This window comes from Gemmatimonadaceae bacterium (assembly GCA_040882285.1).
In the GTDB taxonomy this organism is placed as follows: domain Bacteria; phylum Gemmatimonadota; class Gemmatimonadetes; order Gemmatimonadales; family Gemmatimonadaceae; genus JACDCY01.
In genome coordinates this window covers 171,201-190,342 of sequence record JBBEBQ010000025.1, presented here as the reverse complement: position 1 = coordinate 190,342, position 19,142 = coordinate 171,201, and the positions used below count along the sequence as shown (strand labels likewise).

Genomic DNA, 19,142 nt, shown 5'->3' with positions numbered 1-19,142 from the left:
GAATGACACAAGTCACCTTCAGCATCTGGCGGGGCGACAGCGGCGGCGGCGCGCTCGTGGACTACGAGACCGAGGTCTCCGAGGGGATGGTCGTGCTCGACGCCGTGCACCAGATCCAGGCGGAGAAGGCCAACGATCTCGCCGTTCGCTGGAACTGCAAGGCGGGCAAGTGCGGCTCCTGCTCGGCGGAAGTGAACGGCATGCCGAAGCTGATGTGCATGACGCGGATCGACGAGCTCGATCTGTCGAAGCCCGTCACGATCGAGCCCATGCGCGCCTTTCCCGCGCTGCGCGACCTCGTGACCGACGTGTCCTGGAATTTTCGCGTCAAGAAGAAGATCAAGCAGTTCACGCCGCGTCCGCCCGACGCGCCCGACGGGAGCTGGCGGATGCAGCAGAGCGACGTGGACCGCGTGCAGGAGTTCCGGAAGTGCATCGAGTGCTTCCTTTGCCAGGACGTGTGCCACGTTCTCCGCGACCACCACAAGCACGAGGAGTTCATCGGCCCGCGGTTCCTGGTGTACGCGGCCGCGCTGGAGATGCACCCGCTCGACGTGGCGGACCGGGTGGACGAGCTCAAGCAGGCGCACGGGATCGGCTACTGCAACATCACCAAGTGCTGCACGACGGTTTGCCCGGAGCACATCACCATCACCGACAACGCGATCATCCCGCTGAAGGAGCGGGTCGTGGACCGGCATTACGATCCGGTCACCAAGCTCGTAGGGCTGTTCCGGCGAAAGCCGGACAGGAAACGGGCGGACATTCCGGCTGAGGATCCGGTGTTGCGTGGACCCGGACGGGCGGCCGAACCGTCGGACGAATCGAGGTAGGGCAGGAAAAAGGGGAGTGTCGTGCGTTACCCGTTTTCGCGTTGTTCCGTAGGCGCGTGAAACGGAACCGCGGTCCCGCCGTCACGTCCCAACGGACAAACGGTATGACGGTCAACGCACAGCGCTCCCCTTTTTCCCCCGCCAAATCCACCTTCGCATGTTGAGGTAGGCCTCCGGATCGACTATCTTTAAAGATTGGGAGAGATGGCCGAGAGGCTGAAGGCACCGGTTTGCTAAACCGGCATACGGGGTCAACCTGTATCGAGGGTTCGAATCCCTCTCTCTCCGTTCTTTCTCGGGTCCGCGAGCGCGGGCCTTTTTCCGTTGAAGCAGAACGCGCGCCTCAGTCGTCATGCTTTCGTCACTACCACTCATGGAGGTCGATATGACAGGATCGCAGGCACCCAATCGCCGGGAGTTCGTCGGCCGGCTCGCAACCACCGCCGTCGCCGTCGGGATCGGCGCCGTCGCGGCCCCGGCCGTGCTCGACGCGGAAGAGATCAAGGCGATGCGCACTGCCACCGGGCCCGGACCGTCGGTGAAGCCGGACAACAGCTGGCTCCAGGGGATCAAGGGGAACCACGCGCAGATCTTCGACATGCCCGCGCCCAACGGCGGCTTCCCGCTGCTGCACGTCCGCAATTACATGCAGACGTACCAGTCCGCGTTCGAGATGGCCTACCCGCACGTGCTCGCGATCGTCGGAATGTACGGCTTCACGACTCCGATGGCGTTCAACGACGCGATGTGGGCGAAATACCGCTTCGGCGCGGCGACGGGCGTCAACGACCGCGTGACGAAAGCCGCCGCCACGAGAAACGTGTTCGTCTCGGCCCCCGAGGGCGAGTTCCTCGGCGCGGAAGCGCGGTTCGACATTCCGGGCGACTCGAGCATGATCGCGCTGCAGGCGCTCGGCACCCGCTTCATTGTCTGCAACAACGCGTTCAACTTCTGGGTCGGACGGCTCGCCGAAGCTACGAACCGGCCCGCCGCCGAGATCCGCTCCGAGCTCGAGGCGAACATGGTGCCGCGGATCACGATCGTGCCCGCGATGGTAATCGCGATGAACCAGGCGCAGGCCGAAGGCGCCAGCTACATGTACCTCGCGTGAGGAAATAATCTCCGACCACCCCAACCCCCGCCTCCGCTTCGCGCCGTCCCCTACCGGCTACCTCCACGTGGGGGGCGCGCGAACCGCGCTGTTCAACTGGCTGTGGGCGCGGAAGCACGGCGGCAAGATGTTGCTGCGCATCGAGGACACCGACAAGGCGCGCAGCACCGCGGAAAGCACCCGCGCGATCTTCGAGGGCCTCGGCTGGCTCGGACTCGACTGGGACGGCGAGGTCGTGCACCAGGGCGCGAACCTCACCCGGCACCAGGACGACGTGCGCCGGCTGCTCGACGGCGGCGCCGCGTACCGCTGCTTCTGCACGCCCGCGGAGCTGGACGCGCGCCGCAAGGAAGCGGATGCCCGCAAGGAGAGCTTCAAGTACGACCGCCGCTGCGATCGCCTCGGCGCGGACGAAGTGAGCGCGCGGGTGGCCGGCGGCGAGCAGTTCGTCGTGCGCTTCCGCGTGCCGGACGGGACGACTGAATGGGACGACGTCGTCCACGGCACGATCGCCTTCCCCAACAAGGACGTGGACGACTTCGTGGTGCTGCGCTCCGACGAGACGCCGATCTACAACCTCGCCGTAGTGTCCGACGACGTGGCGATGGGCATCACGCTCGTCATGCGCGGCGACGACCACATCTCCAACACGCCGAAGCAGATCATGCTGTACCGCGCGCTGGCCGAGCCCGTCCCGCGGTTCGCGCACCTGCCGATGATCCACGGGATGGACGGCAAGAAGCTGAGCAAGCGCCACGGCGCGACGGCGGTGGGCGACTACCAGCACCTCGGCATCGTGCCCGAAGCGATGGTGAACTTTCTCGCGCTGCTCGGCTGGTCGCCGGGCGGCGACCGCGAAATCATGACGCTCGACGAGATGGTCGAGCTGTTCTCCGCGGACGGCCTCCAGAAAAAGGCCGCGGTGTTCGACACGCAGAAGCTGGAGTGGATGAACGGCCAGTATCTGTCGTCGCTGCCGCTGGAAAAGCTGGAGCCGCGCGTGACGCCGGCCCTCGTCGCCGCAGGTCTCGGCACCGCCGATCAGCTCCGCGGAGATCGGTACCTGGCGCTGCTGGAGCTGCTGCGCGTTCGCGCCCGAACCATCCACGACATCGTGCGTCAGGCCGCGCCGTACCTCTCCGACACGATTGCGTACGATCCCGACGCTGTCGCGAAATCATGGAAGGATCCCGGCGAAGCGGCCGCGCTCCTGCAAGCCGCGTACGACAAGCTGAGCGCAACCCCGGAATGGATCGCCGGGAGTCTCGAAGCGGCGCTTCGCGCGCTCGCGGACGAGCGCGGCACGACGGCCGGAAAGATATTCCAGCCCATGCGCCTGGCCCTGACAGGAATGAGCGTGAGCCCAGGCATTTTCGACGTGTTGCTCATGCTCGGCCGGGAAAAGTCCCTGGGACGGATGCGATCCGCGATAGCGCGCCTTGCGCCAAATGGTTGACCGGCGCCATCGCCATGCGCAGATTATCGGCAGTTTGCCGGCTCCGATGAGGCACGCTCGTCGCTGATGCCGCCACCGCAGGGAGACTTCATGTCCGAACCGTTGACCAGTCTCGAGACTTCCGTCTACCAGTATCTGCTGGACTTCACGGCGGAAAACACGTACCAGCCGAGCATCCGCGACATCGGAGCGCGGTTCAAGATCAAGTCCACCAAGACGGTCTCGGACCTGCTGCAATCGCTGACACGAAAGGGATACATCGAGCGCGATCCGGCGCGCTCGCGCGGCGTGCGCCTGCTTGGCTTCGCCGGCGCGGTCAACACGCAGCCCGTGCCGTTCTACGGCAAGATCAATTCGACCGAGCCGGCGCTCACGCCGGAGAATCGCGAGGGGTTCATCACGGTGGACCGCCGCTTTCTGCCGAGCAACGACACCTTCATGCTGCGGGCAAAAGGCGAAGCGATGGTCGGCCGCGGCATCAACGACGGCGATTACCTGCTCGTCAGCCCGTCGGGGAAGCCAGCGGAGCGCGACATCGTGGCGGTGCGGATGGGAAATAACGCGACGATCCGCACCTACACGCGGAAGAACGGATCAGTGGTGCTGCAGCCCGCGAACATCTCCGAGAAGGACATCGTGCTGGAGCCGGGCGCCGATTTTCACGCGCTCGGAATCGTGTGCGGTGTGTTCCGGCCGTTCTGCGACAATCCGCCGATGCCGAGGGCAACGCTCACGTCGTAACGATCAGTTCTTTTCGGGTTCGTCTCGAGCGGGGGCCTCTGGCTCCCGCTCTTTTTGTTGCGCGCGCTCGCGCTCTTTCCGCAGCCGCAGGTTGCGCACGGCGGTCTTGAACTCGTTCTCATTGACCGCGCGCTGCGCGTGGAAGGCGATGTCGCGCTGCATGTAGTTGAGCTGCCGCTCGCGCGCCATCGTTATGGGGTTCGCCTGCGCGTTGATGGGAAGCAGCGCGAGGATGGGCGTGGGGATGGACACCGGCCCGAGCCGAATGAACTCCTGATCGATCCCCCACTTCCGGCCGTTGCGCTCGACGGTCCAGTCCGTCGGGTCGCGCCGCGGTCCGAGCGCCACCACGGAGTCCGTGATCCGCCCGACGTCGGCCCGGATCGCGTCACCGATCACCTCGGCGGTGGTGCGCGGCGCGCTGAGGATCCTGCCGGGCGCGGTCCACACCTCCCGTCCGGTGTACGACGGTCGCACGCCGCGGGTCGGACCGCCGCCGCCCACGAGCGGTCCCGTCCCCGTCACGCGCGCGCCGGAGTCAGCAACTGGAGCGGCGGGAATGCCATCAGGGGCCACGTTCGGCGCTACGAGCGCCGGGGCCGGCACGGCCGCAGCCGGGCTGCCGTCACCGCCTCTCCGGCCCGCCACGGCGGGCCCGGTGCCGCGCGGAAGCGACAGAAATCCGATTCGCTCGGCCACGACCGGCGCGCGCTTTTCCCGCGTGAACAGCGTGCTCAAGCGCGTCGGCACGTGCAGCGACTGCACGATCGCTGCTCCCACCACGACGTGCACGGTGAGAGAAACGAGAACGGCAGGCGAGAACCGGCGCTTCACGCCGCTACGGCTCCGTAGCTCGCCAGCACGCGGCCGGCACGCGCCGCCGCTTCGCGAATTCTGGCCGGCGAAGTAATGAACGACACGCGAAAGAAGCCCTCCCCTCCCGGTCCGAACGCCGAGCCCGGAAGCACCACGACCCCCTCCTCTTCCATGAGCTTGGTCGCGAACTCGGCGCTCGGGATGCTCGACGGCAGCGGCAGCCAGAGATACATGGACGCCTTGGGGCTGACGCAGGGAAAGCCGGCCCCGGCGAAGCTCTCGACCGCCGCGTCGCGCCGCTCCTGGAACACCGCTGCGTTGCGCGGCGCCCAATCCTCCCAGTTGTCGAGCGCCGTTGCCGCCGCGGCCTGAATTCCCAGAAATACCCCTGTGTCGATGAACGACTTCACTTTGGCGAGCGGCCAGACGATCTCCGGATTGCCGCACGCCCAGCCGCAGCGCCATCCGGTCATGTTGTACGTCTTCGACATCGAGTGGAACTCGATCGCGACTTCCCGCGCGCCCTCGATCTCGAAGATGCTCGGCGGCACGTAGCCGTCGAACGCGAGCTCGGAGTAGGCATTGTCATACACCAGCAGGATGTCGAGTTCCTTGCAGCGGTCGACGATCCCCTTCAGGTAGGTTGGTGGCGCGATGGCACCCGTAGGGTTGCCCGGATAATTCAGGTACAGGATCTTCGCCCGCTCGAGGACGTCGGCGGGAACCTCGTCGAGATCCACCAGAAAGTCGTTGTCCGGGCGGAGCGCGTACCTGTACGCCTCGCCTTCCGCCAGGAGAGTTCCGCCGAGGTATGCGAGGTAGCCCGGCTCCGGCATGATCGACACGTCGCCCCGCTCGAGATACGCGAGCGCGAGATGCGCGATTCCTTCCTTCGATCCGATCAGCGGCACGACCTCCGTCATGGGATCGAACTTCTGGCCGAAGCGGCGCTGCATGAAGCGCACGATCGCCTCGCGGTACTCCATGAGCCCAAGGGCGAAGCCATAGCGGCTGATCTCCGGCCGCTCGACTTCTCGCTGAATCCGCTTCACGGCGACTTCGGGCGGGGCGAGGTCCGCGTCGCCGGCCCCGAGGTCGATCACGTCCACGCCCTGCGCGATGAGCTCGCGCTTGCGCGCCGGGATCTTGCCGAGCGGGTACTCCGGCAGGGCGAGCACGCGCTTCGTGTACGGCGGCATCAGCGGCTCTCCGCCACGGGATTGCTCACGCGGCTCACTCCCTCGATCTCGACTTCCACGACGTCGCCCGGCGAGAGCCGGCCCACGCCGGACGGCGTGCCGGTCGCGATCAGGTCGCCCGGCTCGAGCGTCATGATGTTGGAGATGTACGACAGCAGCATCGGGATCGAGAACACCATCTGCGAGCTGGAGCCGCGCTGTCGCTCCTCGCCGTTGACGCGCGTCACCACGGTGAGGTTGCCCAGATCGGGAATGCCGTTCGACTCGGACCCGATCGGGCAGAACGAATCGAAGCCCTTCGCGCGCGTCCACTGGCCGTCGGTCTTCTGCAGATCGCGCGCGGTCACGTCGTTGACCGCGGCGATCCCCCGGATCGCGCTCCGCGCTTCGGCCTCGCTCGCGCGCGTCAGCCGCTTGCCTACGACGACTCCGATCTCGCCCTCGAACTCGACCTGCTGCGAAGCCGATGGAAGCCGGATGGGATCGCCGTCGGCAATGACGGCGGACGGAGGCTTGAGGAAGATCAGCGGAGCCGTCGGGACCTCGTTGCCGAGCTCCTTGGCATGCTCGACGTAGTTCCGGCCGACGCAGACGATTTTGCCGGGAAGAACAGTTTTCGACATGAGGGCAAATCTAGCGTCTGCTGGATGGTCCGAGCGAGCCGGATGGTCCGAGCGAGCCGGATGGTCCGAGCGAGAATCAGGCGGAATCCAGGCCGTGAGCTTCGAGCATTCAGCTGTCAGCCGTCAGGCAACTCGATTTGGACGGGCAAGGGATTTTGCCGGCGAAATGCAACGACACGTCCGAATGTCAGTTGCCTGATAGCTGACAGCTAATCGCTCACTGCTCACGGCCTGGATTCCGTCTGGAATATTCATGGAGCTCGTTCGTGGCCCAATCTGTACGCAAGGTTCCGTGACGCCCCCATCGCGATCAACCCGGCCACGATCTCCCGCGGCGTCTTTCCCTCGTCCCGCAGCGCATCCGCGTGCTTTCGCAGCTCGTCCTCGTCTACCTGCTCTTCCGCCTTTGGGCCGAGGACGATGACGACCTCTCCCCTTGGTCCCTCATCTCCGTAGTGCTCCGCCAACCCGGCGACCGTCCCCCGCCTGAACTCCTCGAACTTCTTCGTCAGCTCCCGCGCCACCGCGCACGTCCGCTCGCCCATCCCCGCCTCGACCAGGTTCCGCAGTGTCGCCCCGACTCGACCCGGCGCCTCGTACAGCACGCACGTGTGCGGCGTCGCGGCGATCTCGGCGATGGCCTCGGCGCGCGCGCGTCCGCGCCGCTCCAGAAATCCGAAGAAAGTGAATCGCTCGGCGCCGAGACCGGCGCCCGCCAGCGCCGCCAGCAGCGCTGATGCGCCGGGGACCGGCACGACATCGAAACCCGCTTCGATCGCATCGGCCACGAGCCGCGCGCCGGGATCCGACAGCAGCGGCGTGCCCGCGTCCGAGATGAGCGCTACGTCCTGGCCCGCGGCCAGCCGCTCGAGAATCTTCGGGGTGGCCCGCGCCTCATTGTGCTCGTGGTACGCGCTGGTGGGTGTCGCTACTTCGTAATGGTCAAGCAGCCGGCGGGAGTGGCGCGTGTCCTCCGCCAGGATGACGGCGACGGACCGGAGGACCTCGACGGCGCGAAAGGAGATGTCGCCGAGGTTTCCGATCGGCGTGCTGACGAGATAGAGCCGACCCGCTATGCGGCGTGCTCCTTGAACTTCATCTCCAGCTGCTGCTTCGGCACGGCGCCGATCACCTGATCCACGACCTTGCCGTTCTTGAAGAACAGGAGCGTCGGGATGGATCTGACCTGAAACCGGCTCGCGGTCCGGACGTTGGTGTCGACGTCGAGCTTGGCGACCTTGGCCTTGCCCGCATATTCCTCCGCCAGCTGCTCCAGCACCGGCGCGATCATGCGGCACGGCGCGCACCAGGTCGCCCAGAAGTCGACCACGGTGAGGCCCGTGTCCTGCTCCACTACACTCTCGAAATCGGCGTCCGTGACTGTGACCGCGTGCGACATTATCTATTCCTCCGTGGCGCGGGTCTGCGCCTGTTGTGCACAATTAGCGAAGATCATGCCTACAGTGCGGTAATCTAATGACCCATCCAACAGGCCAGGCTACGCGAATCGCGCACGTGGGGATCGCGCTCAGCGCGATCGACGCGCAGCTCCCGTTCTACCGGGACGTGCTCGGACTCGAGAGTGTCCCGGTCAGCGACTCGGACGGCGCGCGGATCGAGGCGTTCGACGCGGGCGGATCGCTCGTGGAGCTGCTGGAGTCGAGCGACGAGGCCTCGCCGATTGGCCGCTTCGTCGCCAGGCGCGGCCCCGGGATCCATCATATCTGCTTCGCCGTCCCGGACCTGGAGGCGATGCTGGAGAAATGCAGGGCGAAGGGGGTGGAGCTGGTGGATCAGGTCCCGCGCATCGGCGCCGAAGGCAAGCGGATCGCCTTTCTCCACCCGCGATCCACCGGCGGCATTCTGGTCGAGCTCACCGAGGGCTGACTACGACGCCGCCCGCCTCAGGACGTCAATCCGAGCCCGCAAAAGTCCCGCACGGCCGCGAGGTCGACGTTCTCGACGTACCATCTTCCGCGCGGGCCCTGCACGGTGTGCAGGCTGGGCTGCCGTTTCTGGTTTCCGCGGGTGATCTCCACGCGGACCACGCGGCGTCCCGCCTCGCCCGGAACCTCGCCAAGCACCCGGTAGCTGTCGTGCTGCAGGTAGCACTGCAGGATGATGGCGCGCTTCTCCAGCTCCGTCCGTTCGATCGTCTCGCGGGCCGGACCCCGCGACGTTCCCCAGGTGGCGCCGATGGCCTGTAGGTCTTCGGTCCGCACCGCCTCGAGAAACGCGTCGACCGCCAGCCGCGGCGCCAGTGCGCCGAGCCCGTCGTTCGTCGAAGGCGCGGGACCCGGGTTCGCGATGGGCGCCGTCGCGCACGCGGCCAGGGAGAGAAGCACAGCTGTCAACAAGATCGGTTTGCGCACGTACGGCTCCATGCTGCGGGGAAAGCGAACCTAACCGCCGGGAAAAATGCCAGCAACCCGCCAACGGCTGTACATCAACGTCGATCACGTCGCGACTCTGCGTCAGGCGCGTCGCGGGAGCGAGCCCGATCCGCTCGAGGCCGCGCGCGTGTGCGAGGCCGCAGGAGCGGACGGAATCACGGCCCATCTGCGGGAGGACCGGCGTCACGTACAAGACTCAGACGTGCGGGGACTGCGAAAGGTCATTAAAACATACTTCAATCTCGAGCTGGCCTGCGTGCCCGAGATGCTCGCCATGGCGCTCGTGACGAAGCCGGAGCAGGTGACTCTCGTACCCGAGCGGCGCGAGGAAGTTACGACCGAGGGGGGACTGGACCTGGCCCACGAACCGGGGCGCATTCGCGCGGCGATCGAGGAGCTGCGCTCCGCCGGCATCCGCGCTTCGCTGTTCGTCGATCCGACCATGGACAGCGTCGAGCGGTCGCGCGATCTCGGGTGCGACGCCGTGGAGCTGCACACCGGGCGGTACTCGCACACGCCGGAGGAGCGCGCGCGACTGGACGAGCTGCGCCATGCGGCGGAGCGCGCCGCCGCGCTCGGAATCGCGGTCCACGCGGGGCACGGCCTGTCCATCGCCAACGTTCGTCCGGTCAGCGCGATCGCCGAGATCGAGGAGCTGAACATCGGCCACTCCATCGTCAGTCGAGCGCTGTTCGTCGGCCTCGGGGCCGCCGTCGCGGAGATAAAGGAGGCCATGAGCTCCGCCCGGATGTTTGACGTCGCACCTCCGCCGCCATAGAGTTGACGCCGATGGCAACTTCAGCCTCCAACGTGCCCGCGCGGCTGCTCGAGTTCTTCGTGGCCGAAGCCGTCGGCTACGCCGACGCCCTGCGCGAGATCATGTGGCTGCCGGCGGCCGAGCGCGATACTGGCAAGATGCTGAGCGCCGCCCGCGGCATTCGCGGGGCGGCCATCATGGTGCGGCTCAGCGACCTCGCCGTCGTCGCGCACCGGATGGAGCGGATCGCGCGGGCGATTCACACGCGTCGCATCCAGTGGACCGAGCCGCTGTCGTACTCTCTGCAGGCGGTGCTGTATGAGCTGCCTGAGCTCATCTCCTCCGCCGGCTCGTGGGGTCCCGGCGAGAGCGAGCGGGCGGCCGCGATCGCGGACGCGCTCCACGCTTTCACGCCGGCGGAAGAAAAGAAGAGCGGCCCCATGGTCGTGCCGATTGCGCGGCTGTTTCACGACGATCCCGGGCCGCACGTCATCCATGTCGCGGTCACGCCGCAGACGCAGTTCGAGCAGCAGCTGCGCGAGCCGCCGCCGGAGAAAGCGGACGGAGGGACCGCGCGAGCCGAGCGTCCGCGACGCGAGCCGGCCGCTCCCCCGAGCGCCGCACCCGCCTCTTTCCAGCCCGGCACAAGCGAGCAACCGGAGCCGCGGGCTCCGGCTCGAACCCCCACGCCGCCGCAGCCGCGGCCTCTCGCCGATGACGAGCGCGCGACGCCGCGCGGGCGGGATCTTCAGTCTCTTATCTCGCAGGGATTGGCGGGCCTCGAGGGGATGGAGCTGGACAGTGCGGCGGCGGCAACGGCGGCAGCCGGTGGACTCGTCCCCATCGAGTCACTGCTGTACACGGGACGCGCGGCACTGGCGCGGGCGCGCGAGATCCGCGCCGCGCAGGCAGCCGCCGCGCGCGAGCCGACTCCGGAAGAGCTCGACGAGCTCATGGATCTGATGGAACTAGCCGCGTCGGCCTGAACTTCATGAAGTCCGGTTGGCGCAGCCTCGCAGGCTTCCTCCTGAGTGGTGCGCTGCTGCTGTGGGTCCTGCGCGACGTCTCGCCCGCCACCGTGTGGGCCGAGCTGTCCCGCTCCAACCCGTGGCTCTTCTTCTGGGCGACGTTCGCCGCGACAATCATCTTTCCGATCCGCGCGCTCCGGTGGCGCGTGATTCTCGAGCCCGTGGCGCCCGGCACTCCGTTCGGCCCGCTCTGGCGCGCCACGGCCATCGGCATGATGATCAACAACGTGCTCCCCGCGCGCGCCGGAGAGCTGGCGCGCGCGTTCGCGCTGACCCGCGAGGTGCCGCGCGTCCCGTTCTCGACCTCGGTCGCCTCGCTGGTCGTGGACCGATTGTTCGACGCGGTCGTCCTGCTCGCGCTCGGGCTCGTAGCGGTCATGGATCCCGCGTTTCCCGCCAACGCGAAGATCGCAGGGCAGCCGCTCGCCGACTGGGCGCTCGGGGGGATCGCCCTGACCGGGGCGATGCTGGCGATCGTCTACCTGCTGGTGTTCTTCCCGCGCGCGCTCATCGTGACGTTCGTGATCTTTTCCCGCCGGATCTCGCCGAAGCTCGAGGAGCGCGGCCGGGTCGCGCTGCAGCGCTTCAGCGACGGGCTCAGCGTAATGCGCAGCCCGCGCAGGTTCTTCCTGGTGTTCCTCTGGACTCTGGTGCACTGGCTGATCAACGGGCTCGCAACCTGGCTCGGGTTTCTGGCAGTCGGCATAGATCTCCCGTTCTCCGCCGCTCTGTTCGTGCAGACCGTCACCGGATTCGGCGTGGCGCTGCCGTCGGCGCCCGGGTTCTTCGGGGTGTTCGAGGCGATCGCCGTGCTCACGCTCGCGGTGTACGGAGTGTCCGCCGCGCTCGCGACCAGCTGGGCGATCGGCTTCCACATCCTCACGTTCATTCCCATCACGCTGATGGGCGCGTACTACTTCGTTCACCTCGGCATGCACTTCCGCGATCTCAAAGCGGCGCCCGAGACGCGTTGAGCGCCGTTCGGGTCGCAGCGCAGGCGAAGATCAATCTTCGCCTCAAGGTCCTGGGTCTCCGGGATACCGGCTACCACTCGATCGAGACGGTATTCCAGCGACTGGAGCTGGCCGACAGGATCACCGTGTCGGTGTCCGACGGCGGCGGCGTCGAGCTCGACGTCCATGGCGACGAGTCGCTGGTGATGGCGAGCGGGCCCGCCGAGCAGAACCTCGCGCTGCTCGCGGCGAAGTCGTACATGCGGCGGGCCGACTGGCACCCCCACGTCGACATTCGTGTCGAGAAGGTGATTCCGGTCGGCGCGGGTCTCGGTGGCGGCAGCGCCGACGCCGCCGCCGTGCTGCGCGCCCTCGACGCCCTCGCGCCGGCACGGCTGCCGCCCGCGGAGCTGCTGGCGCTGGCCGCGACGATCGGCTCGGACGTTCCGTTCCTCGCGAGCGACCATGTCATCGCGGTGGGTTGGGGCCGCGGCGAGCGGCTGATGTCGCTCCCCCCTCTCCCGGCACGCCCCGTCATGCTGGCGATTCCTCCCGTGCACGTCTCCACGCGGGAGGCGTACGGCTGGCTCGACCGCTCGCGCGGCGCTGCGCCTCCGCCGCCGACGCTCTCCGGCGACGCGTTCGCGTCGTGGGAGAGCGCGGCCGCGTACGCCGAGAACGACTTTTCCGAAGCGGTCGCCGAGCGGCACCCCGTCATCCGCGTGATCCGGGAGTCCCTGCTCGCCCGCGGCGCGCGGCTCGCGCTGCTCACGGGCTCGGGCTCCGCCGTTTTCGGGATCTTCGACCGGGACGACCAGGCGCGCTCCAGCGAGACAGTCACGGAATGGCGGGAGATCCGGACGGAGACCCTCACTCACGTTGTACCGCCGGAGCCGATGGACTAGCTTTAGCGACCCACTGCCCCCTCGTCCAACGGCAGGACATCGGCCTTTGGAGCCGAGAATGGTGGTTCGAATCCACCGGGGGCAACTCGCCGCCAATCGGGCCGGTCCGATTGACTAAACTCTCTGGCACACCGTATCTTACAGGGCTGTGACAATGGACGGATTGGCCGTACCTAGTCACGGCTTCAAGCTCATGAGCGGCTCTGCCAATCGTGCGCTGGCCGAAGAGATGGCGTCGCAGCTCGGGCTGGAGCTGTGCAAGGTCACGCTGAGCCGCTTTGCCGATGGCGAGCTGTTCGTGCGGATCGACGAGAACGTGCGGGGCAACGACGTTTTCATCGTTCAGCCGACGAACCCTCCCGCGGACAACCTGATGGAGCTTCTGCTGCTGATCGACGCGGCGAAGCGCGCATCGGCGGCGCGGGTGACCTGCGTGATGCCGTACTACGGCTACTCGCGGCAGGATCGCAAGGACCAGCCGCGGGTGGCGATCGGCGCGAAGCTCGTGGCGAACATGATCATGACGGCCGGTGCGGACAGGCTGCTGGGGGTCGACTTCCACCAGCACCAGCTGCAGGGGTTCTTCGACGTTCCGGTGGACCATCTGTACGCGGCGCCGGTGTTCGTCTCGCACTTCAAGCGGAAGAATCTGCACGACGTGGTGGTGGTGGCGCCGGACGTAGGCTCGGCGAAGATGGCGCGCGGTTTCGCGAAGCGGCTGGACGGGACGTTGGCGATCATCGACAAGCGCCGCCCCCGGGCGAACGTGTCGGAGGTCGTGAACGTCGTCGGCGAAGTGGAAGGGCGCGATTGTATTCTGGCGGACGACATGATCGACACCGCGGGCACGGTCTCGGAGGCCGCGCGCGCGTTGAAGGAGCTGGGAGCGGGTGACGTGTACGTCTGTGCGACGCACGCGCTTCTGTCGGGACCGGCGAAGGAGCGGCTCAGCGGCGCTCCGATCAAGGAAGTGGTGGTCACGGACACGATCGCCATCCGGGAAGAGTCGAAGTTCGACACGCTGACAGTGCTGTCCGTGGGCGAGCTGTTGTCCAAGGCGGTGAGGTTCATTCATTCCGAGCAATCGGTGAGCTCGTTGTTCGACTGATAACTGGGCTGTTGGCTATTGGCTGTTGGCTGTTGGTAACCCCTTCGTTACCCCGCCTTTCCGCCGTGACCAAGAGCCAATAGCCAATAGCTAACAGCTTTTTTTAGAGGTTTTATCATGGCAACCGCACAACTCCACGCAACTCCGCGAACCGGCTCCGGCAAAGGTCCCGCGCGCTCGCTCCGCTCGGCGGGACGGATTCCCGGCGTGGTTTACGGCCACGCGCGCGAGCCGCAGGCGCTCACGCTGGACACGCGCGAGTTCGAGAAGCTGCTCTCGCACATCGCCGCCGAGAGCACCGTCATCGAGCTGTCGCTCGACGGCCAGACGACCAAGACGCTGATCCGCGAGATCCAGCGGCATCCCTTCAAGCGCCAGATCCTGCACGTGGATTTCCAGGAGCTGGTCGCCGGCGAGAAGGTGCAGGTCAACATCCCCATCGTCCTGCTGGGCGTGCCCGAAGGCGTGCGCGCATCCGGCGGCGTCATGGATCAGACGCTGCGCGAGCTGTCGATCCGCGTGGACCCGTCGTCCATCCCCGATCGCATCGACGTGGACGTCACCGGGGTGCAGATCGGTCACTCGATTCACGTCAGCGAGCTGCAGGTTCCCGAGGGCGTCGAGGTTCTCAACGACGCCGAGGCGCCTGTCTGCGTCGTCGCCGCGCCGCGCGCCGTGGTCGAGGAGACGGTCGTTGCCGCCGAGCCGGTCGAGGGCGAGGCCGAGGGCGAGCCGGAAGTGATCGGCCGCGGCAAGGAAGCAGAGGAAGAGACGGAAGAGGAGAAGTGACATTGGTGACTGGTGACTAGTGACTAGTGACTGGTGAACTGCCATCGAGCCCGAACCTCCTGGCCGTTCGCAGTTACTAGTCACTAGTCACGAGTCACTAGTCACCCGTTAGCCCGTGAAAGTCATCCTCGGCCTCGGCAACCCTGGACGCGAGTACGAGGCCACCCGGCACAACGTCGGCTGGTGGGTAGTGGACCACTGCGCCGACGTCTGGCGGTTCGACCGGTGGAAGCGGGACGGGGACTCGTACCTGTCCTCGGGGATGATCGGCCGGACGCACGTCCGGCTCGTGAAGCCGCGGACGTACATGAACCTGAGCGGAATCGCGCTGCGGCCGTACGCCCGCAAGGCCGGCTGGGACCATTCGAAGGACCTCCTCGCCGTCGTCGACGAAGTGGCGCTGCAGGTGGGACGCTACCGGCTGCGCGCGCACGGCAGCGCGGGCGGACATAACGGGTTGAAGAGCGTGGAGGAAGCGCTGGGCAGCCGCGAGTATGCGCGGCTGCGGATCGGTGTGGGGCCGTCTCCCGAGCGGGCCGGCATTTACCGCGATCTGGCCAGCTTCGTGCTCGCGCCGTTCGCGCGGGACGAAGGTGATATGATTGTCGAGTTGTTGCCGCGGCTCACCGACGCCGTGGAGCTGTGGGTCAGGGAGGGCGTCGACGTGGCGATGAACGTTCACAACAGGGAAAAGAAATCATGAACGAAGCGGTAATCGGGTCGAACGGGTTGGTGAACCTCGCCAACTCGGCGTGGTGGATCGGGCTGATCGGACTGGCCGCGGCCATGCTGGTCTATCGGTCGATCATCCGCCACTCGCCCGGCTCGGAGGTCATGCAGGAGATCTCCGAGCGGATCCACGAAGGGGCGATGGCGTTTCTCAGGCGCGAGTACACCGTGCTGCTCCCCTTCCTCCTGGTCGTCGCGGGACTGCTCGCGTGGGCGATCGGACCCCGGACCGCGATGGCGTACCTCGGCGGCGGCTTCTCCTCGGTGCTGGCCGGTCTGGCGGGCATGCAGGCGGCGACGCGCGCCAACGTCCGCACCAGCGAAGCCGCGCGCGAGGCAGGCCAGGCGTCGGCGCTGCAGATCGCCTTCAACGGCGGCGCGGTCATGGGTCTCAGCGTCGCGTCGCTCGGCATCCTGGGAATCGGCGCGGTGTTCGCCCTGCTGTGGGCGGACGCCAGCGGCAGCGACCCGCGGGCCTTCTCGGAGGTGATCTCCGGATTCGCCATGGGCGCCAGCTCGATCGCGCTGTTCGCGCGCGTCGGCGGCGGCATCTACACGAAGGCGGCCGACGTCGGCGCCGATCTCGTGGGCAAAGTGGAAGCGGGAATCCCCGAGGACGATCCGCGCAACCCCGCGACGATCGCGGACAACGTCGGCGACAACGTGGGCGACGTCGCCGGCATGGGCGCCGACATCTTCGAGAGCTACGTCGGCTCCATCATCGCGACGATCTCCATCGCCGTGTCGTCGGCCGCGATCGCCGGAGGGAACATCCTGCCCGCGATGGTGCTGCCGCTCGCGTACGTGATCTCCGGACTGGCGGCGTCGCTCGTCGGCGTGTTCATGGTGCGCCTCCTGGCGCGCGGAAATCCCGCGACCGCGCTGCGCACCGTGACGATCGTCTCCGCGGTGCTGTTTCTCGTCTTCGCCTACATCATCACGCTCAACATCCCGTTCACCAATGTCGCGGCTGACGGCGCCACCTTTGGAGCGCTCGGCCCCTTCTGGGCGATCGTGGCGGGAACGGTCGCCGGCCTCGCCATCGGGCTGGCGACCGAGTACTACACCGCTTCGCGCCCGGTCGGCGTCATCGCCGCGGCGTCGCAGCGCGGGCCGGCCACGAACATCATCGCCGGACTGGCGATCGGAATGCGCAGCGTCGTAATCCCCGTGCTGCTCATCTGCGGCGCGACCTACGTCGCGTTCACTGTGGCAGGCCTGTACGGCGTGGCGATCTCGGCCGTCGGGATGCTCGCGACGGTCGGCATCACCATGTCCGTGGACGCGTACGGCCCGATCGCGGATAACGCCGGCGGAATCACGCAGATGGCCCACCTCGGACCCGAGGTCCGCAAGATCACCGACGGGCTCGACGCGCTCGGCAACACCACGGCGGCGATCGGCAAGGGCTTCGCGATCGGGAGCGCCGCGATCACCGCGCTGGCGCTGTTCAGCGCCTACGCGTCGGCAGTGGGGCTCGCGGACACCGGCGTGAACCTGCTCAACCCGATGGTAGTGATCGGCCTGTTCATCGGCGGAGCGGTTCCCTTCTTCATCGGCGCTTCGACGATGACCGCGGTGGGACGCGCGGCGGAGAAGATGGTGGAAGAAGTTCGCCGCCAGTTTCACGAGATCCCCGGCCTCTTGGAGGGAACGGGCAAGCCCGACTCCGCGCGCTGCGTGGACATCTCGACGAAGGGCGCGCTCAAGGAGATGATCGTGCCCGGGGTCGTGTCCATCAGTCTTCCGGTCGTGGTCGGGAAGTTCATGGGAATCGAGGCGCTGGCCGGGTTCCTCGCCGGGGCGACGGTGACGGGCGTGATGCTGGCGCTGTTCATGGCCAACGCCGGCGGCGCGTGGGACAACGCCAAAAAGTCGATCGAGGGCGGTCTCTACGGCGGCAAGGGCTCCGACGCGCACATGGCCGCGGTCGTGGGCGACACGGTCGGCGACCCGTTCAAGGATACGTCGGGCCCGTCCATGAACATTCTCATCAAGCTGATGTCGATCGTGAGTTTGGTGCTGGCGCCGTGGTTTATTGCGTAGGAGCTATTGGCGGTTGGCTATTGGCCATTAGCTAACCACTCCTGCTTTACTGACTGACCGACTCTTCTTCAGGGATTTCTGTAGAGCCGAAATCCCGCGGCGAAGGCCTTGAAGCTCAGTGGCGAGTTGCTCGTGCACCTCGGGTGCGAGGTACCCAAGGTCCCGAGCGAGCAGCAGGTGATAGTCCGACTCGCTGGCCGACGCCGCTGCTATCTGAAGGAAATGGCCGAAGCCAGGATCTGAGCTTCGCATCGCTCCCTCCGCGATATTCGCGGGGATCGAGCAGCACGAGCGGCGTAACTGGGCCGTTAACCCGAACCGTTCCGCAGTTGGAAAGTGCTTGGTGGCTGAGTAGACCCCCAACACAAGCGCATGGGCGGCCTGCCAAACGCGGAGCTTTCGGTAGTCTTGCATGCGCCCACGTTTTCGAGCGATCGACGAATCCGCGTCATCGTTTGATTGCACTAATATTCGAGTTCTCGCGACGACCGCTGTTGGTCGTTAGCCAATAGCCAATAGCCAACAGCCAATAGCTCCCAGTGCTTCGTCTCGGCATCGTCGGTCTCCCCAACGTCGGCAAGTCGACGCTTTTCAATGCGCTGACGTCCGCTGCGGCCGACGCCGCGAACTATCCCTTCTGCACCGTCGAGCCGAACGTCGGGATGGTCGAAGTTCCTGATCCCCGCCTCTATCAGCTCGCCGAGATAGTACAGCCGAAACGAACCGTCCCCGCCGTAGTGCAGTTCGTCGACATCGCGGGACTCGTGAAGGGCGCGGCTGAAGGCGAAGGGCTCGGCAACAAGTTCCTCGCCAACATCCGCGAGACCGACGCGATCGTGCACGTCGTGCGCTGCTTCGAGGACGAGGACGTCACGCACGTGATGGGCTCGGTGGATCCCGTGCGCGACCGCGAGGTCATCGAGTTCGAGCTGGCGCTCGCCGACCTCGGCACGGTCGAGAAGCGGCTCGACCGCACGGCGCGCGCGGCGAAGTCCGGCGAGAAGGAGGCGGTGGCCGAGCTGCCGGTGCTGAAGCGCGCGTTCGAGTTCCTGAAGGATGGGCGCGGACTCTGGGAAGCGAGCCTGTCCGCGGAAGAGCGCGCCGTGCTGGCGCCGCTCACGCTGCTCACCGCCAAGCCGGTGCTGTACGCAGCCAACGTCACCGACCACGAGCTCTCTGGCGACGAGGGACCGCACCTCGAGGCCCTCCGCGAAGCGATCAGCAAGAGCGGCGAGCACGCGCAGGTGGTTCCCTTCTCCGCGCGCATCGAGGCCGAGCTGGCGCAGCTCGCGCCGGAGGACCGCGACGAGTTTCTCCACTCGCTCGGGCTCCATTCCGCCGGACTCGACCGGCTCATCCAGGCGAGCTACGAGCTGCTCGGCCTCCAGACGTACTTCACGGCCGGCGAGCAGGAAGTGCGCGCCTGGACCATCCATCGCGGGGACACGGCGCCTGAAGCAGCGGGCGTGATCCATACCGACTTCCAGCGCGGCTTCATCCGGGCCGAGACCGTGGGCCTGGACGACTTCCTCGCCAGCGGCGGGCTCAAGGAGGCGCGCGACAAGGGGCTCGTGCGCTCCGAGGGCAAGGAATACGTTGTACAGGATGGCGACGTGATGCTTTTCCGCTTCAACGTGTAACTTAGACATCTCCAG

The 19,142-nt window shown here is 66.9% G+C and carries 20 protein-coding genes and 2 tRNA genes; 16 read left to right on the top strand and 6 right to left on the bottom strand.

Annotation, left to right across the window (positions count from 1 at the left end; translation table 11 throughout):
• Positions 1–2 precede the first annotated feature (2 nt).
• From WEA80_12880 to lexA, 5 genes are all read left to right on the top strand, one after another.
• Positions 3–833 (top strand): succinate dehydrogenase/fumarate reductase iron-sulfur subunit, encoded by an 831-nt coding sequence (locus WEA80_12880; protein ID MEX1187476.1) that lies wholly within the window; start codon positions 3–5, stop codon positions 831–833.
• Positions 834–1,031: 198 nt separating this feature from the next.
• A tRNA-Ser gene (locus tag WEA80_12875) sits at positions 1,032–1,121 on the top strand.
• Between the two features lie 97 nt (positions 1,122–1,218).
• Positions 1,219–1,944 carry a twin-arginine translocation signal domain-containing protein gene (locus WEA80_12870; protein ID MEX1187475.1) on the top strand — a complete coding sequence of 242 codons (726 nt, stop codon included), beginning with the start codon at positions 1,219–1,221 and terminating at the stop codon, positions 1,942–1,944.
• Positions 1,945–1,948: 4 nt separating this feature from the next.
• Positions 1,949–3,400, top strand: coding sequence for a glutamate--tRNA ligase (gene gltX, locus WEA80_12865; protein ID MEX1187474.1), 1,452 nt, complete (start codon positions 1,949–1,951; stop codon positions 3,398–3,400).
• 90 nt (positions 3,401–3,490) lie between these two features.
• Positions 3,491–4,141 (top strand): transcriptional repressor LexA, encoded by a 651-nt coding sequence (lexA, locus tag WEA80_12860; GenBank protein ID MEX1187473.1) that lies wholly within the window; start codon positions 3,491–3,493, stop codon positions 4,139–4,141.
• A gap of 3 nt (positions 4,142–4,144) precedes the next feature.
• Here the strand turns inward: lexA and WEA80_12855 are convergent, their stop codons facing one another.
• The 5 genes from WEA80_12855 to trxA form a co-directional block, all read right to left on the bottom strand.
• Positions 4,145–4,975, bottom strand: a complete 831-nt coding sequence (locus WEA80_12855; GenBank protein MEX1187472.1) for a hypothetical protein — start codon at positions 4,973–4,975, stop codon at positions 4,145–4,147.
• The gene (locus WEA80_12850; GenBank protein ID MEX1187471.1) at positions 4,972–6,156 is read right to left on the bottom strand and encodes an aminotransferase class I/II-fold pyridoxal phosphate-dependent enzyme; all 1,185 of its coding nucleotides are present in this window, start codon (positions 6,154–6,156) and stop codon (positions 4,972–4,974) included. The genes WEA80_12855 and WEA80_12850 overlap by 4 nt, the downstream gene beginning before the upstream one ends.
• Positions 6,156–6,779 carry a fumarylacetoacetate hydrolase family protein gene (locus WEA80_12845; protein ID MEX1187470.1) on the bottom strand — a complete coding sequence of 208 codons (624 nt, stop codon included), beginning with the start codon at positions 6,777–6,779 and terminating at the stop codon, positions 6,156–6,158. The genes WEA80_12850 and WEA80_12845 overlap by 1 nt, the downstream gene beginning before the upstream one ends.
• Positions 6,780–7,030: 251 nt before the next feature.
• Positions 7,031–7,855 carry a 16S rRNA (cytidine(1402)-2'-O)-methyltransferase gene (rsmI, locus tag WEA80_12840; GenBank protein ID MEX1187469.1) on the bottom strand — a complete coding sequence of 275 codons (825 nt, stop codon included), beginning with the start codon at positions 7,853–7,855 and terminating at the stop codon, positions 7,031–7,033.
• Complete coding sequence (gene trxA, locus WEA80_12835) at positions 7,852–8,178, bottom strand: thioredoxin (GenBank protein MEX1187468.1); 327 nt, start codon at positions 8,176–8,178, stop codon at positions 7,852–7,854. Before trxA ends, rsmI begins: the two co-directional genes overlap by 4 nt.
• Positions 8,179–8,255: 77 nt before the next feature.
• Here trxA and mce point away from each other — a divergent pair, with 77 nt between their 5' ends.
• Positions 8,256–8,666, top strand: coding sequence for a methylmalonyl-CoA epimerase (mce, locus tag WEA80_12830; protein ID MEX1187467.1), 411 nt, complete (start codon positions 8,256–8,258; stop codon positions 8,664–8,666).
• Positions 8,667–8,683: 17 nt separating this feature from the next.
• Here the strand turns inward: mce and WEA80_12825 are convergent, their stop codons facing one another.
• Positions 8,684–9,151: a hypothetical protein gene (locus tag WEA80_12825; GenBank protein ID MEX1187466.1), complete on the bottom strand. Its 468-nt coding sequence runs from the start codon at positions 9,149–9,151 to the stop codon at positions 8,684–8,686.
• Positions 9,152–9,197: 46 nt separating this feature from the next.
• On the opposite strand from WEA80_12825, the gene WEA80_12820 reads away from it, so the two are divergent.
• The 10 genes from WEA80_12820 (at position 9,198) to ychF (ending at position 19,127) form a co-directional block, all read left to right on the top strand.
• Positions 9,198–9,950: a pyridoxine 5'-phosphate synthase gene (locus tag WEA80_12820; GenBank protein ID MEX1187465.1), complete on the top strand. Its 753-nt coding sequence runs from the start codon at positions 9,198–9,200 to the stop codon at positions 9,948–9,950.
• Positions 9,951–9,961: 11 nt separating this feature from the next.
• Positions 9,962–10,915 (top strand): hypothetical protein, encoded by a 954-nt coding sequence (locus WEA80_12815; protein ID MEX1187464.1) that lies wholly within the window; start codon positions 9,962–9,964, stop codon positions 10,913–10,915.
• A gap of 5 nt (positions 10,916–10,920) precedes the next feature.
• The gene (locus WEA80_12810; protein MEX1187463.1) at positions 10,921–11,931 is read left to right on the top strand and encodes a lysylphosphatidylglycerol synthase transmembrane domain-containing protein; all 1,011 of its coding nucleotides are present in this window, start codon (positions 10,921–10,923) and stop codon (positions 11,929–11,931) included.
• The gene (gene ispE / locus WEA80_12805) at positions 11,928–12,815 is read left to right on the top strand and encodes a 4-(cytidine 5'-diphospho)-2-C-methyl-D-erythritol kinase (protein MEX1187462.1); all 888 of its coding nucleotides are present in this window, start codon (positions 11,928–11,930) and stop codon (positions 12,813–12,815) included. The genes WEA80_12810 and ispE overlap by 4 nt, the downstream gene beginning before the upstream one ends.
• A gap of 14 nt (positions 12,816–12,829) precedes the next feature.
• Positions 12,830–12,900: transfer RNA gene (locus WEA80_12800), tRNA-Gln, on the top strand.
• Positions 12,901–13,008: 108 nt separating this feature from the next.
• Positions 13,009–13,923, top strand: coding sequence for a ribose-phosphate pyrophosphokinase (locus tag WEA80_12795; GenBank protein ID MEX1187461.1), 915 nt, complete (start codon positions 13,009–13,011; stop codon positions 13,921–13,923).
• Positions 13,924–14,040: 117 nt separating this feature from the next.
• Entirely contained in the window at positions 14,041–14,712 is a 672-nt protein-coding gene (locus tag WEA80_12790; protein ID MEX1187460.1) for a 50S ribosomal protein L25, read from the top strand.
• A 115-nt stretch (positions 14,713–14,827) separates the two neighbouring features.
• Entirely contained in the window at positions 14,828–15,415 is a 588-nt protein-coding gene (gene pth, locus WEA80_12785; protein MEX1187459.1) for an aminoacyl-tRNA hydrolase, read from the top strand.
• On the top strand, positions 15,412–17,487 hold the full coding sequence (locus tag WEA80_12780; protein ID MEX1187458.1) for a sodium-translocating pyrophosphatase: 2,076 nt from the start codon (positions 15,412–15,414) through the stop codon (positions 17,485–17,487). The genes pth and WEA80_12780 overlap by 4 nt, the downstream gene beginning before the upstream one ends.
• Positions 17,488–18,026: 539 nt before the next feature.
• Positions 18,027–19,127 (top strand): redox-regulated ATPase YchF, encoded by a 1,101-nt coding sequence (ychF, locus tag WEA80_12775; protein ID MEX1187457.1) that lies wholly within the window; start codon positions 18,027–18,029, stop codon positions 19,125–19,127.
• Positions 19,128–19,142 lie beyond the last annotated feature (15 nt).